We start from the raw sequence: 16,374 nt of genomic DNA, 5'->3' as shown, positions 1-16,374 counted from the left end.
AGGTTTCCAGGCGCTACCAGGACGCCGGGCCGCGGCGCCCCCGTGCCCTACGGTCACTACGGACTCGGTAAGTCCGGATTCGTCAGCCCCCCATGGCAGGCCCTATAATTCGGGCCATCATGGCAAACACTCCCTCCCCCGATCAAAACCAGTTCGCCAACAAGGCGCAGGCCTGGTCCGCCCGGTTCTCGGAACCGGTTTCCGAACTCGTCAAACGCTATACGGCGTCCGTGGATTTCGACAAGCGCCTGGCGCACGTCGACATTCAAGGCTCGCTCGCGCATGCAGACATGCTGGCCGCCCAGGGCATCATCGGCGCCCAGGACCTGGCCGACATCCAGCGCGGCATGGCCCAGATCCTGTCCGAAATCGATGCCGGCAGCTTCCAGTGGCTGCTCGACCTGGAAGACGTCCACCTCAACATCGAAAAGCGCCTGGTCGAGCTGGTCGGCGACGCGGGCAAGCGCCTGCACACCGGCCGTTCGCGCAACGACCAGATCGCCACCGACATCCGCCTCTGGCTGCGCGGCGAAATCGACACCCTGATCGACCTGCTGCGCCAGTTGCGCCACGCGCTGGCCTCGGTCGCGCTGGACAACGCCAGCACCATCATGCCCGGCTTCACCCACCTGCAAGTGGCCCAGCCCGTCACCTTTGGCCACCACCTGCTGGCCTACGCCGAAATGTTCGGCCGCGACGCCGAGCGCCTGGCCGACTGCCGCCGCCGCGTCAACCGCCTGCCGCTGGGCGCCGCCGCCCTGGCCGGCACGTCGTTCCCGATCGACCGCGAACGCGTCGCCAAGACGCTGGGCTTTGACGGCGTCTGCCGCAATTCGCTCGACGCCGTCTCCGACCGCGACTTCGCCATCGAATTCTGCGCCGCCGGCGCCCTGATCATGACGCACGTCTCGCGCCTGTCCGAAGAGCTGGTGCTCTGGATGAGCCCGCGCGTGGGCTTCATCGACCTGGCCGACCGCTTCTGCACCGGCAGCTCGATCATGCCGCAAAAGAAAAACCCCGACGTGCCCGAACTGGCTCGTGGCAAGACCGGCCGCGTCAACGGCAACCTGGTCGCCCTGCTCACCCTCATGAAAGGCCAGCCCCTGGCCTACAACAAGGACAACCAGGAAGACAAGGAAGGCCTGTTCGACACGGTCGACACCGTGCGCGACACGCTGACCATCTTTGCGGACATGGCTGCCGGCATCAAGGTCAAGGCCGACAACATGCGCGCCGCCGCCCTGCAAGGCTTCGCCACCGCCACCGACCTGGCCGACTACCTGGTCAAGCGCGGCGTGCCCTTCCGCGACGCCCACGAAGTCGTGGCCCACGCCGTGCGCGACTGCGAACAGCGCGGCTGCGACCTGGCCGACCTGTCGCTGGCCGAACTCAAGGCCTACCACGCCCAGATCGGCGACGACGTCCACCAGGTCCTGACCCTGGAAGGCTCCGTCGGCGCTCGCAAGCACGTGGGCGGCACCGCCCCCGAACGCGTGGCCGAAGAAGCCCGCCGCGTGTTGCAAGAATCGGCAACTTGATACGCCAATCGGCTGCAGATATGAAATGAATACGGCCCCGATCTCGGGGCCGTATTCATTCAGAGTCTCTCTTCCTGCGGTCTATCTTTCAGGCGCGGCATCCCAAGGATGGTCTATCGATCTCTCCAGACAAGGAAACCGTAGTTCGCGTGCATTCCTTAGCCATTGCGCTGGGGCGGCCTCAAGCACCAATGCGCTGCCCACGGCCACTATTCCGCTAGCAACATAGGACGTGTTGCAGCATTTTTTCCATACGCTATCAAGGGCGTCACCAAAGCCGTATTGAGAAAACACCGCCTGCACCTCGTCGAGCGCGCCGTCAGCGAGCTCGACCAGAACGTACTCTTTGCGAAGTTCGTCAGGATAAAAGGCGACCGTTGCCACCCACATCGCGCCGCCGGCATGGAAGACCAAGCCGGATACGAAACCGTCGTACCATTCAAAGTCGGTGATGGCCGTAATCTGTACTTTTTTCATTGTCTGTCGGTATGGAGCGCCGAGATCGACTGGATGCTTAGGGCCAGCAGATCCGATTCAAGCGATCGAAACATCCAGGCGCCGCCCAAGCTGTTGCAGAGCCGATTCGACTTGTTCAATTCGCGACGCATGCCTCACATTCAACAGGCGATCCACCTGCGGCACGTGCACTCCCATGCGGCGGGCAAGTTCCGCCTTGCGAACACCTTGGAAGATCATCTCGTTAGACAAGAAGACTTTGCTGGTGACCAAGGCAGGCAAAGTCACCGAAGCGTGGCCCTTCGTCGGCAGAGACGGCATTGGAATGGGCCGGCGGGCATCAAAATAAATCTCCAACGCCGCTTCAAGCGCCTCTTGTGCGTTGATTCCCGCCTCTTGCTCATCATCTCCCACCGTCAGTGCTTCGGGAATATCGGGGAACTGCACTAGCCAGGTGTTGTTGGTATCAAGCGTTAGTGTATAGGGATAGGTCAGCAACGAGGCCTCCCATGTAATGAAGTATGCAACGGTGAAATCCAAATGAACTTCTAATTGGGACTATCCCGAGCGTATCCCGATGCTCAATCGACCTGGGAAATACAGGGCATTTATCAGACGGACGCCTGTTTGAAGCTATCCCGCGCGTTCGAACTTGCGGGTCCGCCGCAAGCCCCGTCAGGTTCGCTATCATGTTCGCTTTCTGGCCCCATTTCCTGCCCATGCCCTCCTTGCGCGCGCCTGTCATCACGCCGTTCGCCCTGCCCCGTTTTCGTCTGGCCCTGCTGGCCGGCGCCAGTCTGATAGCGCTGGCGGCCGGCCCGCTTGCCCAGGCGCAGACCGCGCGCAAGCCGTCGCCATACGAAAACCGGGTCGACCTGCGCATCGGCGAACCCACGGATGCGGGTGCCACGTCGCAAGGCGATCCCGCGGCCCCGGACTCGCTGGGCAACATCGTGAACCAGGACGACTTCCTGCGGCTGGCGCGCACCTACAACGCCGGCACGCCGCTGGAGATCCCGCATGTGCTGTTCGCCATCGACCGGCAGCACGGCAACCGCATCTACTACATCAATACCCCGCGCTTCGACCTGCACGAGAACTTCGTGCGCCGTACGCGCCTGGCGCCCGATCTGACCCGCAGCACCCTGATCGCCCAGTACAAGGATCCGAAACGGCGCTTCCTGTTCGGCACGCTCAGCCAGCAACGCGACCTGCCCGGCTATACCTACGAATTCTGGGAAGGCGACCGCCTGACGCCGGCCCTGCTGAAACTGGCCGACGACGCCGTGAAGCGCTCGTTTTTCGCGCACGCCAGTTTCAAGACCAATTCCACCCTGCACGAGCAGACCGCCAAAGATGCCGGCGTGACCTTCGTGACGCAGGAAGCCCTGCTGCGCGAGCAGCCTTTCCTGCCACTGAACCCGGGCCGTGCGCAGGGCCGGCTGCGCATCGTGGCCTCGGTGGACAACACCCCCGACCTGGCGCGCGACGACATCGTGGTGCTGGACGAAGTGCCGATCTGGCTGCCGCCGGTTGCCGGGCTGATCACGCAGCGGCCGTCCACCCTGCTGTCGCACGTCAACCTGCTGGCCAAGGGCTGGGGGGTACCCAACGCCTACGTGCGCGACGCAGCCAAGACCCTGCGCCAGTACGACGGCCAATGGGTGACGCTGACCGTCACGGGCAACGACTACCAGGTCCAGCCTGCTGAACGCCCGGCCACCGCTGGCCCGGGCAGCCCGCCCGCCACGCCGCCGAAAGCGCAGGCGCAGTTGCCCCGGCCCGACCTGACGGTGCAGGCCCTCAAGCCGCTGGACGCCCTGGCCGTGCGCGACAGCCGCCACTGCGGCGTCAAGGCCGCGAACCTGGGTGCGCTGAAATCCGCCCTGCGCCCGGCCGCCAGCGTGCCGGACGGCTTCTGCATTCCGTTCGCGCAATACGCGGCATTCATGAAGCAGCTGGGCATTGCCCGACGGGTGGCGGCGCTGGAACAGCGCGACGATTTCAAGGCCGACGCCACCGTGCGCCGGCAGGAACTGGCCAGGCTGCGCCAGGACATCCAGGCGGCCCGCCCCGACCCGGCGCTGGTGGCCACCTGGCAGGCGCGCTGGCAACGGCAGCTGCAGGGCCGCGGCGTGTTCGTGCGCAGCTCGTCCAATTCCGAAGACCTGCCGGGCTTCAGCGGCGCCGGGCTGTACACCACCGTGCCCAACGTCGTGCAGGCCGACGCGCTGACGCAGGCCGTGCTGACCGTGTGGGCCTCGGTCTACAACTTCGAGGCCTACGAGGCGCGCCGCGCCGCCGGCATCGGCCAGGACGCTGTGGTGATGGCCGTGCTGGTGCAATTGGCCGCGCCGTCCGACAGCTCCGGCGTGATGATCACGCGTGACCCGTTTGACGCCAGCCGGCGCTACGTGACCTACATCTCGGCCAAGCGCGGCCTGGGCATCAAGGTGGTCGAAGGCAAGCGCCAGGCCGAACAGGTGATGTATTCCAGCTGGTCCAAGGCGGTACAGGTGCTGACCCGCTCGGCCGAAGACACGCAACTGGTGGCGGACGCCGCTGGCGGCGTGCGCGAGGTGGCGCTGACCGACAACCGCCAGGTGCTGAATGACGCGCTGGTCGCGCGGCTGGCCACCGTGGGACGGCAGATCAAGCAGCGGCTGGGCGGCGTGGACCAGGACATCGAGTGGGCCGTGGTGGGCGACAAGATCGTCATCCTGCAATCGCGGCCCTACGTCGACGGCCGCCGTTAAGCGGCGCCGCCGTGCCGCCCAATACGTGGCGGCGGCATCGTCATTTCCCATGAAAAAGCCGCGGCGCGATTTCCTCGCGCCGCGGCCGGTCACGCCGAACCTGTCAGTTCAGGCCAGGCCCGCTAGATATGCAACGCGTGCCCCAGCGCCTTGAGCGCCGCTTCCTGCACCGCTTCACCCAGCGTCGGATGCGCATGGATGGTGCCCGCCACGTCTTCCAGCGTGGCACCCATTTCCAGCGACTGGCCAAAGGCCGTGGACAGCTCGGACACGCCGCGCCCCACCGCCTGCCAGCCCACGATCAGGTGGTTGTCACGGCGCGCCACCACCCGCACGAAACCGTCGGTGGATTCCAGCGTCATGGCCCGGCCGTTGGCCGCGAACGGGAACGAGGCCGCCAGGCAGTCCAGCCCCGCGGCCTCGGCGTCGGCAGGCGACAAGCCTGCCACCACCACTTCGGGGTCGGTAAAGCACACCGCCGGGATGGCGGCCGGCTGGAAGTGGCGGCGCTTGCCGGACACCAATTCCGCCACCATCTCGCCCTGGGCCATGGCCCGGTGCGCCAGCATCGGCTCGCCGGCAATGTCGCCGATGGCCCAGACGTCGCGCATGGACGTGCGGCATTGGTCGTCGATGCGCAGCGCGTTGCCCTTGCGGTCCAGTTGCAGGTTTTCCAGGCCCCAGCCCTGCGTGCGCGGGCGCCGGCCGACGGCGATCAGCACGCGATCGGCCGGCAGCTGGGTTTCAGCGCCGCTGGCGTCCTGCACCCGCACCGCGTTGCCCGCGCCGTTCAGCCCCAGCACCTTGCGGCCCAGGTGCAATTCGATGCCCAGCCTGGCCAGCGCGGCCGCCACGGGCTTGGTGAGTTCGGCGTCGTAGGTGGGCAGGATGCGGTCCTGCGCCTCGACCACGGCCACCTCGGCGCCCAGCTTGCGGTACACCGTGCCCAGTTCCAGGCCGATGTAGCCGCCGCCCACCACCACCAACTTCCTCGGAATGTCGGTGGGCGACAGCGCTTCGGTGGAGGACACCACGATGCCGCCGAACGGCACCGACGGCAGCGGCGTGGGCTCGGACCCCGCCGCCAGCAGCAGGTGTTCGCACTGGATGCGCAGGCGCCCCTGGTCGGCGGTATCGACCTCGACCGTCTTGCCGTCCAGAAGGCTGGCCCAGCCGTGCACCACCTGCACGCCGTTCTTCTTGAGCAGCGCGCCCACGCCGCTGGTCAGCTTGCCGACGATGCCGTCTTTCCAGGCCACGGTGCGGCCGATGTCGATCGCCGGCGCCGACACCGAAATGCCCAGCGCCGACTGCCCGGCGTAGTGCCGCGCCTTGTCGAATTCCTCGGCCGCGTGGATCAGCGCCTTGGACGGAATGCAGCCGATGTTCAGGCAGGTGCCGCCCAGGCGGTCGCCTTCGACCAGGATGGTGGGCACGCCCAACTGGCCGGCCCGGATCGCGGCCACATAGCCGCCGGGCCCGCCGCCGATCACCAGCAAGGTTGTCGTCTTGGTTGTCTGGCTCATGCTTACTCCACGAAAAGCAGCGCGGGTTGTTCCAGCAGCGCGCGCACGGCCTGGATGAACCGCGCGGCGTCCATGCCGTCGACCACGCGGTGGTCGAACGAGGACGACAGGTTCATCAGCTTGCGCGCCACCACGGCGCCTTGGCGGAAGGCGGGCCGCTCGACGATGCGGTTCACGCCCACGATGCCGACCTCGGGATGGTTGATGACCGGCGTGGTGACGATGCCGCCCAGCGGCCCCAGGCTGGTGATGGTGATGGTCGACCCGGACAGTTCGTCGCGCCCGGCGCTGCCGGAACGCACCGCCTGCGCCAGCCGCGCGATCTCGGCCGCCATGGCCCAGACGTCGCGCGCTTCGGCGTGGCGCATCACCGGCACCATCAGGCCGCCGTCGCTTTGCGTGGCGATGCCGATGTGCACGGCGCCGTAGCGCGTCACCTGGCCGGCCTCGTCGTCATAGCGTGCGTTGATCTGCGGAAAATCGCGCAGCGCGATCACCATGGCGCGCGCCAGCAGCGGCAGCAGCGTCAGCTTGCCGCGCGCCTCGCCGAACTTCTGGTTCAGTTGCACGCGCAGGTCTTCCAGCTCGGTGACGTCGATCTCTTCCACGTAGCTGAAGTGCGGAATGCGGCGCTTGGACTCGGCCATCTTCTGCGCGATCTTCCTGCGCAGGCCGATGACCGGCACGAGTTCCTCGTCGTTGCGTTCGGCGTAGGCCGGACCGCTGCGCGCACTGGCCGCGCCCTGCCCTTGCAGGTAGGCGTCCAGGTCTTCGTGCATGACGCGCCCGGCCGGGCCGCTGCCCGGCACGAAACGCAGTTCGATGCCGAGGTCCCAGGCGCGCTTGCGCACGGCCGGCGAGGCCAGCGGCTTTTCACCCGGCTGGCGGACCGCGGCGGGCGCCTGGCGCGCAGCGGTCGAACGGCCCTGGCCTTGCGGCGCACTCGCGTGCGCGGCTGCGGCCGCAGCGCCTGGCGAAGCCGCCGGCGCCGCAGATTGCAGCGACGCGGCGATCTGCCTCGCCACCCCGCCCGCGGGCGCCTTGTCGGCCTTGGCGGGCGCCGGCGAGGACGCCGCCGGGGCAGCCGTCGACACCGTCGCCGCTGGCGGCTTCTGCGCCGCGTCGGCCTTGAGGTTGCCCTCGCCTTCGACTTCCAGGCGGATCAGTTCGCCGCCCACGGCCATGACCTGGCCCACGTCGCCGCCCAGTGCGACCACGCGGCCCACCACCGGCGACGGAATCTCGACCGTGGCCTTATCGGTCATGACGTCGGCCAGCGGCTGGTCTTCGGCGACGGTGTCGCCCACCTTGACGTGCCAGCCTACGAGTTCGACCTCGGCAATGCCTTCGCCGATGTCAGGCATCTTGATGACATGAATCCCCATCTCACACCTCCATCGCGCGTTTGAACGCTTCGCCGACCCGGCGCGGGCCGGGGAAGTACGCCCATTCCTGCGCGTGCGGGTAGGGAGTGTCCCAACCGGTCACGCGCTCGACGGGCGCCTCCAGGTGATGGAAGCAGTGCTCCTGCACCAGCGCAATCAGTTCGGCGCCATAGCCGCAGGTGCGCGTGGCTTCATGCACCACCACGCAACGGCCGGTCTTTTTCACCGAATTGACGATGGTTTCCAGGTCCAGCGGCCACAGGCTGCGCAGGTCGATGACTTCGGCGTCGATGCCGGTTTCCTCGGCGGCCGTCAGCGACACGTGCACGGTGGTGCCGTAGGTCAGCACCGTCAGCGCATTGCCCGGCCGCACGATGGCGGCCGTATCCAGCGGCACGGTGTAGTAGCCGGTGGGCACCACGCTGCCCGGGCGCCCGGTCCAGGGCGTGACGGGGCGGTCATGGTGGCCGTCGAACGGGCCGTTGTACAGGCGCTTGGGTTCCAGGAAGATGACCGGGTCGTCGTTCTCGATGGACGCGATGAGCAGGCCCTTGGCGTCGTACGGGTTGGACGGCATCACCGTACGCAGGCCGCAGACCTGCGTGAACATCGCCTCGGGGCTCTGGCTGTGCGTCTGGCCGCCGTAGATGCCGCCGCCGCAGGGCATGCGGATGGTCATGGGCGCCGTGAATTCGCCCACCGAGCGGTAGCGCAGGCGCGCGGCCTCGGACACGATCTGGTCGGAAGCCGGGTAGAAATAGTCGGCAAACTGGATTTCGCAGACGGGCCGCAGGCCATACGCGCCCATGCCCACCGCCACGCCGACGATGCCGCCTTCGGAAATGGGGGTGTCGAACACGCGCGAACTGCCGAACTTGGCCTGCAGGCCTTCGGTACAGCGGAACACGCCACCGAAATAGCCCACGTCCTGGCCGAACACCACCACGTTGTTGTCGCGCTCCAGCATGACATCCATGGCCGAGCGCAAAGCCTGGATCATGGTCATCGGCGCAGAGGCCGGACCAGCGTTGTTATCGATAGCCATCACTCACACTCCGAGCTGCTGACGCTGCCGGCGCAGATGCTCCGGCATGTCCTTGTAGACGTCTTCAAAGATGCTGGCGGCGCTGGGGACGTGGCCGTCCACCAGGGTGCCGTAGCTTTCCGCTTCTTTCTGGGCCGCCTGGATCTCGGCGTCGAGCTCGGCGCGCACGGCGTCGTGTTCGGCGTCGGACCAGATGCCAAGCAGGATCAGGTGCTTCTTGAAGCGCTCGATCGGATCGCCCAGCGGGAAGTGGCTCCAGTCGTCGCCCGGACGGTACTTGGAGGGGTCATCGGAAGTGGAGTGCGGGCCCGCGCGGTAAGTCACCCATTCGATCAGGGTCGGGCCCAGGTTGCGGCGGGCGCGTTCGGCGGCCCAGCGCGAGGCGGCATACACCGCCAGGAAATCGTTGCCGTCCACCCGCAGCGAAGCGATGCCGCAGCCCACGCCGCGGCCGGCGAAGGTGGCGCCCTCGCCCCCGGCGATGGCCTGGAAGGTCGAGATGGCCCACTGGTTGTTGACCACGTTCAGGATGACCGGCGCGCGGTACACGTGCGCAAAGGTCAGCGCGGTGTGGAAGTCGGCTTCGGCGGTGGCGCCGTCGCCGATCCAGCCCGACGCGATGCGCGTGTCGCCCTTGATGGCCGAGGCCATGGCCCAGCCCACCGCCTGGATGAACTGCGTGGCCAGGTTGCCCGAAATCGTGAAAAAGCCGTTGGGCTTGTCGGAATACATCACCGGCAGCTGGCGGCCCTTGAGCGGGTCGCGCTCGTTGGACATCAGCTGGCACATCATGGTCACCAGCGACACGTCGCGCGACAGCAGGATGCTCTGCTGGCGGTAGGTCGGGAAACACATGTCGCCCTGCTCCAGCGCCAGCGCATGGGCCGAACCGATGGCTTCTTCGCCCAGGCTCTGCATGTAGAAGGAAATCTTCTTCTTGCGCTGGGCGGTCAGCATGCGGCCATCGAAGATGCGCGTCTTGAGCATGGCGCGCATGCCCGCGCGCAACAGCTCGTTGCTGATCTGCGGTGCCCACGGCCCGACGGCGCACCCTTCATCGTCGATGACCCGGATCAGGCTGTATGCCAGGGGGCCGGTATCGATCGCGGCAACATCAATGGGGGGTTTGGGCACCTCGCCTGGCGGCGACAGGCGCAGGTAGGAAAAGTCTGTCTTGCAACCCGGACGCCCGGTAGGCTCGGGGACGTGCAACTTCAGCGGCCCATATTGGCTCATGTATTGTCTCCACGCTTGATCGTGTCATGCGTCTTCTTCTTGCCAAAGACACTGTTCAAGGGGGTGACCTCGAACATTGCCATCGTCGGCGCATGCAAAGGGATGATCATGCATGGCCGGGGGCCAGATTAGCACAGGGCACGAGGGCTTGCGATGGCCCGGCGGGAGAACGAAAAACCCGGCTCGCGGCCGGGTTTTTCACTTGATGTCGGACATGCGCCCCGCGTCAGACCGGACCGGTCCAGGTGGTGACGAATTCGCTGTACGCCGGGCGGTTGGCCGGGGGCACCGCGCACGCGGGCGTGCCGATGGCCAGGAAACCCAGGAAGCGGTAATCCAGCGAATCCAGGCCCAGCGCGTGCTGCACGTCTTCGACGTAGGTGCCGATGCCGGTGCTCCAGAAGGCGCCGTAACCCAGCATGTGGGCGGCGTTCAGGATGTTCATGGTGGCGCAGCCCGTGGCCAGCAGTTGCTCGGTTTCGGGGATCTTGCTGTTGTCGTGCGCGATCTTCTGCGCCACGGCGATGAACAGCGGCACGCCCGCCATCCATTCGCGCACCGACTTTTCCTTTTCGGGCGTCATGCGCGGATCGCCGCTGCGCTTGACCGCGTCCAGCGCCACGTCGGCCAGCTTGCCGATGGCCTCGCCCTGGATCACCACGAAACGCCACGGGCGCAGCGCACCGTGGTCGGGGGCCGACATGGCGGCCTGCAGGATCTGTTCAAGTTCGTCGGGCTTGGGCGCCGGGGCCCGCAGGAATTTGACGGAACGGCGCGAGGTGATGGCGTGCAGCGGAGTGGCAGTGGTGGTCTGGGTCATGGATCTGGCGCAATGGGGCTGAAGCGGGAAAGACAGCAACAACGTAAATAGGAAAGGTTCTCATATTAAGCCACGACCGGGATGGGGGTGGGCTATCCCCCTGCCCCGGGCATGGCGACTCGGGGTCCGCGGGCGCGGCACACGCCCGGCGCATCATCCCAGGTGGGTATGGCGTTCCTGGCGTTCTTCGACCTGCATTTCCGACAGGCCATGCAGGATGCCGCAGTCGTCCGTGTCCGGCCGCGCCGACAGGCAGCGCTGGCGCAGCTCGGTCAACTGGGACTTCAGCTGGGTCAGTTCGGCGATGCGCTCGTCCACGTGCGAGATGTGCTCGTCGAACAGCTCGTTAATGGGGCCGCACCCCGACTGATGGTTATCGGCCAGCGACAGGATGGCGCGGATTTCGTCCTGCGTCATGTCCAGCGCGCGGCAGTTGCGGATCAGCCGCAGCCGCTCGAGATGGGCCTGGCCGTAGCTGCGGTAGTTGTTCAGGCCCCGATCCGGGGCGGGCAGCAGCCCTTCCTTCTCGTAATACCTGACGGTTTCGACCGTGGTGCCGGCCGCCGTGGCCAATTCGCCGATACGCATGACGCCTCCCGGAACGCATCCGATGGATTTGGGGGTTGACCCTATAGTAACTCCAAGGTGTGAAATGCGCCCAATCGCTTACGAAAAGGCAACGCGCATGTCCCTGGCACCCATCAAAATCTCTCGCGGCACCCCTCCTGCGCAGCCGGACGCCTGCTGTGGCGGCCACGGCGATGCCCAGGCCTGGGCGCAGGATCATGACCCCAAGCATGACCACGGGCACGATCACGGCCATGACCATGGGCACGACCATGACCACGGCCACAAGCACGACCACACTGACGGCCACGCCCACGATCACGCCCCCGCCGCCGCCTGCTGCGGCCACGACCATGGCGCGGCCGATGTGCGCCTGTCCGCGGGCGGCGCGGCCGTGCTGCAAGCCGGCCCGGGCCAGGTGCTGGCGCGCCTGCGCATCGGCCAGATGGACTGCCCGACCGAGGAAACGCTGATCCGCAAGAAGCTGGACGGCATGAATGAAGTCCACGCCCTGGACTTCAACCTGATGCAGCGCATCCTGACCGTGGTGCACGCCGAAGGCGCGCTGGACCGCGTCATCGCCGCCATCCACTCGCTGGGCATGACGCCCGAACCGCTCGCCGACGATGCCCCGCGCGCGCCGGCCCCCGCCGCCGCCCCCGTGAACTGGTGGGCCATCGGCGGCGCCGGCGTGCTGGCCGCCTTGTCCGAGGCCTCGCACTTTGCCGGCATGCATTGGGGTGCCACCGCCGCGCTGGCCCTGGCCGCCATCCTGGCCTGCGGCATCAGCACCTACCGCAAGGGCTGGATCGCCGTGCGCAACGGCAACCTGAACATCAACGCCCTGATGAGCATCGCCGTCACCGGCGCCGTGCTGATCGGCCAATGGCCCGAAGCCGCCATGGTGATGTTCCTGTTCAACGTCGCCGAACTGATCGAAGCGCGCTCGCTGGACCGCGCCCGCAACGCCATCCGCGGTTTGCTGGACCTGGCGCCTGAAACCGCCACCGTACGCCAGGCCGACGGCAGCTGGCGCGAGGTGCCGGCCGCGCAACTGCAGGTGGACGACGTGGTGCGGGTGCGCCCCGGCGAACGCATCGCCGCCGACGGCATCATCGTCAGCGGCCGATCGGCGGTCGACCAATCGCCCATCACCGGCGAAAGCCTGCCGGTGGAAAAGGCCGAGAACGACCCCGTCTACGCTGCCACCGTCAACGCCGCCGGTTCGTTCGACTACCGTGTCACCGCCGCGGCGGGCAACACCACGCTGGCGCGCATCATCCACGCCGTCGAACAGGCCCAGGGGGCGCGCGCCCCGACCCAGCGCTTCATCGACCGCTTCTCGCGCATCTACACGCCGGCCGTGGTCGGCGTGGCGCTGCTGGTGGCGGTGCTGCCGCCGCTGTTCTGGGGCCAGCCCTGGTTCGACGCGATCTACCGCGCGCTGGCGCTGCTGATCATCGCCTGCCCCTGCGCCCTGGTGATTTCCACACCGGTCAGCATCGTCAGCGGCCTGACCGCGGCGTCGCGCCGCGGCATCCTGGTCAAGGGCGGCGTCTACCTCGAAGAAGGCCGCAACCTGAAATGGCTGGCGTTGGACAAGACCGGCACGCTGACCCACGGCAAGCCCGTGCAGACGGACCTGCTGGATTGGGACGTGTCCGACCAGACGCGCCAGCCCGCTGCGCTGATTGCCGCCAGTCTGGCTGCGCGTTCGGACCACCCGGTGTCGCTGGCCGTGGCCAACGCGGCGCGCGAAGCCGGCAAGCCCCTGCTGGAAGTCGACGACTTCAGCGCCCTGCCCGGCCGCGGCGTCAGCGGCCGCGTGGACGGCGTGCAATTCCAGCTGGGCAACCGCCGCCTGATGCGCGAGCTGGGCGTGTCCAGCCCCAAGCTGGAAGCCCGTGTGGACGAGCTGGAACGCCAGGGCAAGAGCGCCATCGCCCTGACCGACGGCAGCCGCGTGCTGGCGGTGGCGGCCGTGGCCGACACGGTCAAGCCCACCAGCGCCGCCGCCATTGCCGACCTGCACGCACTGGGCGTGCGCACGCTGATGCTGACGGGCGACAACACGCCCACCGCCCAGGCGATTGCCCGCCAGGTAGGCATCGACGAAGCCCGCGGCGACCAATTGCCCGAAGACAAGCTGGCCGCCATCGAAAGCAAGCTGGCGCCTGCGGGCAAGGTCGGCATGGTGGGCGACGGCATCAACGACGCCCCCGCGCTGGCCCGCGCCGACATCGGCTTCGCCATGGGCGCGGCCGGCACCGGCACCGCCATCGAAACGGCCGACGTGGCCCTGATGGACGACGACCTGCGCAAGATCGGCACCTTCCTGCGGCTGTCGCGTGCCACCCACCGCGTGCTGATCCAGAACATCGTGTTGGCGCTGGGCATCAAGGTGGTGTTCCTGGCGCTGGCGATGACCGGCAACGCGACCCTGTGGATGGCGGTGTTCGCCGACGTGGGCGCCAGCCTGCTGGTGGTGGCCAACGGCCTGCGCCTGCTGCGCGCCGCGCCGCAGGCGGCCTGATCCCGCGCGCCACGGCCGTCGCCATGCAAAACGCCCTGGAGGGAGACCTCCAGGGCGTTTGCGTTGGGGCCGGCCGTCAGCCCGTCTGCTCTTCCTGCGGCCAGTCGCGCAGCACCGGCGCATCGGGTGCGCCCGGCCCCACGTCGCGCAAGTGGTCGTGCTGCAGCAGCGCCATGCGGTAGGCATCGCGGTACATGCCGTTGGAAAAGAACTCTTCCTTGAGCAGCCCTTCGATCTGGAAGCCGCAGCGCTCGTAAACGTGTACGGCGGCGGTGTTGTCCTTGTCGACGACCAGGTAGACCTTGTGCAGGTTCAGCACGCGGAACGCATAGCCCACCGCGATGCGGGTCGCGGCCTTGGCGTAGCCCCGGCCCTGGTAGCTGGGCGCGATGATGATCTGGAATTCGGCGCGGCGGTGGATGTAATCGATTTCCACCAGTTCGACCAGGCCCGCGGGCTGGCCGGTGTCGTGCTCGATGATGAAGCGCCGCTCGTTCTGGTCGTGCAAGTGGCGGTCATAGAGGGCGACCAGTTCGTCGTAGGCCTCGTAGGGCTCTTCGAACCAATAACGCATGATGACGTCGTTGTTGTTGATCTTGTGCACGAAGTGCAGGTCGCCGCGCTCCAGGGGGCGTATTTTGATATCGGATATGACCGACATAGAAACCTCCGAAAGTGCCTTCATTGTAGCTGACACTGCCCTGAAATGCCCGTCACACGGTTTTCTCGGAATGAAAGTGGCGTATTCATTGACCTACAGCAAAAAAATGCCCCAAAAAGCGCATGAATGCTGGATATACATTATTTTCCACCTGACCGACGGCAACCGCATCCACGCCCCCTCGGACGAGCGGACACTTTTCAGAAAGTTCTGATTCCTGGCCCCCGGTGCGCCGGCCCATGATCTCCAGTACCCGCCCGCGGCGCTCCTGCCCCTGGGGGTGCAAGGGGAGACACCGCTTGAAAAAAATAGAACACGACCTGCTGCTGACGCTGGCCGAAACCGTCCAGAAAATGCACATCGCGCTGCTGCAAAGCCAGGCCCAGCTCGAGGCCCTGCGCACCGTCGTCATCGGTGTGCACACCGCGCTGTACGACGATCCCGCCTGGTGTGCCCGCATCACCTCGGCGCTCACCGGTGCCATCGAAAGCGATTTCTGCCAGGTGCTCGGGTCCACCTACGCCGACGACATCCTGCGCCAGCGCCAGCAATGGCTGGCCAACCTGATGCCGGCGGACATCTGGCGGCAGGTCCGGCCGCGCCAGCAAGACTGACGCCGCCCGGCTTCCTGCCCGGCCGCTCCCATGGCCGTAGTACGGCATGTCGTGCTACGGCGCCGCAAAAGCAGGCAGGCGCTGCTCGATGCGCCGCATCACATCCAGCGCCGCCGACGACAACGGGCGCCCCAGCCGCAGCAGTGCCTGGCATTCGGGTGCGCTCAGGATCGGATGCGCAATCGGCAACGCCACCAGTTGGCCGCTGGCCAGTTCGTGGTGCACGCCCAGGTTGGGCATCAGCGTCACGCCCGCGCCACTGATGGCGTATTGCTTGAGCACACGCAGCGAATTGGTGGTCAGGCTGGGCGTCAGGTGAATGCGCTCGGTGAATTCCAGCAGGTCCACCGCCTGGCGCAGGCCATAGGGCGCCGACATCAGCGCGAACGGATACGGCAGGATGTCCGCGATGGTCAGCGGCGCGCGGTGCCGCGCCAGGGCATGGCCGCGCGCCGCCAGCAGGCACACGGGATGCTTGCGGCTGACGCGGCAGCGCAGCCGCGGGTCCACCGGCGGGTTGTAGGCCAGGCCGATATGCGCGGCATCGGTGGCCACCGCCTCGACCACCTCGTTCACCGACCCCACGTTGACGCTGATGTTGATCTGCGGGTGCTCGATGCAGAACGGCCCCACCACGTGTTCCATCAGGCTGTCGATGAAGCCTTCGCTGATCATCAGGTGCACATTGCCGCGCCGCATGCCGCGCAATTCCTGCAGCCGCGTATTCAGGTGCTCCTGCTGTGCGCGGCAGCCGCGGTGGTATTCCAGCAGCATGTCGGCGGCCTCGGTAGGCGTGAGCCCGCGCGATCGCCGCTCGAACAGCGCCACGCCCAGCTCTTTTTCCAGCAGCTGGATCTGGCGGCTGATGACCGACGGCGCGGTGCCCAGCTTGTCCGCCGCCCCGCGGATCGAACCGCAGGCGACGACCTCGTTGAAGTATTTCAGTCGCGTCTGGCTGATTTCCTGCATGGTGCTTCCCCGTCCGACGCGTCGCGACCGGCGCGGCCCGCAACAGCGCGCATGCCGTCCCTGCCGCGCAACCGTCCTGCGCTGCGTCTGGTTTTCCTGGTTGTGTGTCGAGCCGCCCGTCGTGTTGCCCACGGCCTGGCCTGGCGCGCCGGCTGCTGTGTTGCCTGCTGTGTTGCCTGCTGTGTTGCCTGCTGTGTTGCCTTCAAGGCAACGATAATTTATCACCCTGGTCATTGTTTCGAACACCCGGCTCTCGCAGTATGGACGC

At 67.0% G+C, this 16,374-nt stretch carries 15 protein-coding genes; 5 read left to right on the top strand and 10 right to left on the bottom strand.

Annotated elements, in window-relative coordinates; genetic code table 11:
* Positions 1–119: 119 nt before the first annotated feature.
* On the top strand, positions 120–1,538 hold the full coding sequence (argH, locus tag ACUDP5_RS11230) for an argininosuccinate lyase (RefSeq protein ID WP_445658788.1): 1,419 nt from the start codon (positions 120–122) through the stop codon (positions 1,536–1,538).
* Positions 1,539–1,619: 81 nt separating this feature from the next.
* On the opposite strand, the gene ACUDP5_RS11225 is transcribed toward argH, so the two are convergent.
* Positions 1,620–2,015, bottom strand: a complete 396-nt coding sequence (locus ACUDP5_RS11225) for a hypothetical protein (protein WP_445658787.1) — start codon at positions 2,013–2,015, stop codon at positions 1,620–1,622.
* A gap of 57 nt (positions 2,016–2,072) precedes the next feature.
* Positions 2,073–2,492, bottom strand: coding sequence for a type II toxin-antitoxin system HicB family antitoxin (locus ACUDP5_RS11220; protein WP_445659155.1), 420 nt, complete (start codon positions 2,490–2,492; stop codon positions 2,073–2,075).
* 221 nt (positions 2,493–2,713) lie between these two features.
* Here ACUDP5_RS11220 and ACUDP5_RS11215 point away from each other — a divergent pair, with 221 nt between their 5' ends.
* Positions 2,714–4,750 carry a PEP/pyruvate-binding domain-containing protein gene (locus tag ACUDP5_RS11215; protein ID WP_445659154.1) on the top strand — a complete coding sequence of 679 codons (2,037 nt, stop codon included), beginning with the start codon at positions 2,714–2,716 and terminating at the stop codon, positions 4,748–4,750.
* A gap of 122 nt (positions 4,751–4,872) precedes the next feature.
* On the opposite strand, the gene lpdA is transcribed toward ACUDP5_RS11215, so the two are convergent.
* The 6 genes from lpdA to cadR all read right to left on the bottom strand — a co-directional run bounded on the left by lpdA (position 4,873) and on the right by cadR (position 11,350).
* Positions 4,873–6,276: a dihydrolipoyl dehydrogenase gene (gene lpdA / locus ACUDP5_RS11210; RefSeq protein WP_445658786.1), complete on the bottom strand. Its 1,404-nt coding sequence runs from the start codon at positions 6,274–6,276 to the stop codon at positions 4,873–4,875.
* Positions 6,277–6,278: 2 nt separating this feature from the next.
* The gene (locus ACUDP5_RS11205) at positions 6,279–7,661 is read right to left on the bottom strand and encodes a dihydrolipoamide acetyltransferase family protein (RefSeq protein WP_445658785.1); all 1,383 of its coding nucleotides are present in this window, start codon (positions 7,659–7,661) and stop codon (positions 6,279–6,281) included.
* 1 nt (position 7,662) lies between these two features.
* Positions 7,663–8,706: an alpha-ketoacid dehydrogenase subunit beta gene (locus ACUDP5_RS11200; protein WP_263911917.1), complete on the bottom strand. Its 1,044-nt coding sequence runs from the start codon at positions 8,704–8,706 to the stop codon at positions 7,663–7,665.
* A 3-nt stretch (positions 8,707–8,709) separates the two neighbouring features.
* Complete coding sequence (locus tag ACUDP5_RS11195) at positions 8,710–9,942, bottom strand: 3-methyl-2-oxobutanoate dehydrogenase (2-methylpropanoyl-transferring) subunit alpha (protein WP_445658784.1); 1,233 nt, start codon at positions 9,940–9,942, stop codon at positions 8,710–8,712.
* A gap of 226 nt (positions 9,943–10,168) precedes the next feature.
* Positions 10,169–10,762 (bottom strand): nitroreductase family protein, encoded by a 594-nt coding sequence (locus ACUDP5_RS11190; protein ID WP_445658783.1) that lies wholly within the window; start codon positions 10,760–10,762, stop codon positions 10,169–10,171.
* 153 nt (positions 10,763–10,915) lie between these two features.
* Complete coding sequence (gene cadR / locus ACUDP5_RS11185) at positions 10,916–11,350, bottom strand: Cd(II)/Pb(II)-responsive transcriptional regulator (RefSeq protein WP_263911912.1); 435 nt, start codon at positions 11,348–11,350, stop codon at positions 10,916–10,918.
* A gap of 97 nt (positions 11,351–11,447) precedes the next feature.
* On the opposite strand from cadR, the gene ACUDP5_RS11180 reads away from it, so the two are divergent.
* On the top strand, positions 11,448–13,862 hold the full coding sequence (locus tag ACUDP5_RS11180; protein WP_445658782.1) for a heavy metal translocating P-type ATPase: 2,415 nt from the start codon (positions 11,448–11,450) through the stop codon (positions 13,860–13,862).
* A gap of 76 nt (positions 13,863–13,938) precedes the next feature.
* Here ACUDP5_RS11180 and speG read toward each other — a convergent pair whose 3' ends face one another.
* The gene (gene speG, locus ACUDP5_RS11175) at positions 13,939–14,523 is read right to left on the bottom strand and encodes a spermidine N1-acetyltransferase (RefSeq protein WP_175193867.1); all 585 of its coding nucleotides are present in this window, start codon (positions 14,521–14,523) and stop codon (positions 13,939–13,941) included.
* Between speG and ACUDP5_RS11170 the strand changes: the two genes are divergently transcribed.
* Both ACUDP5_RS11170 and ACUDP5_RS11165 read left to right on the top strand, forming a co-directional pair.
* Entirely contained in the window at positions 14,513–14,737 is a 225-nt protein-coding gene (locus tag ACUDP5_RS11170; RefSeq protein WP_445658781.1) for a hypothetical protein, read from the top strand. The genes speG and ACUDP5_RS11170 overlap by 11 nt on opposite strands.
* 85 nt (positions 14,738–14,822) lie before the next feature.
* Entirely contained in the window at positions 14,823–15,137 is a 315-nt protein-coding gene (locus tag ACUDP5_RS11165; protein WP_263911909.1) for a hypothetical protein, read from the top strand.
* 54 nt (positions 15,138–15,191) lie between these two features.
* On the opposite strand, the gene ACUDP5_RS11160 is transcribed toward ACUDP5_RS11165, so the two are convergent.
* Positions 15,192–16,106, bottom strand: a complete 915-nt coding sequence (locus ACUDP5_RS11160) for a LysR family transcriptional regulator (RefSeq protein WP_445658780.1) — start codon at positions 16,104–16,106, stop codon at positions 15,192–15,194.
* Between the last annotated feature and the right edge of the window lie 268 nt (positions 16,107–16,374).

Source organism: Achromobacter sp. NCFB-sbj8-Ac1-l, assembly GCF_052695805.1.
Note: the sequence above shows the minus strand (reverse complement) of the source record. Positions and strands in the feature narration are given on the sequence as shown.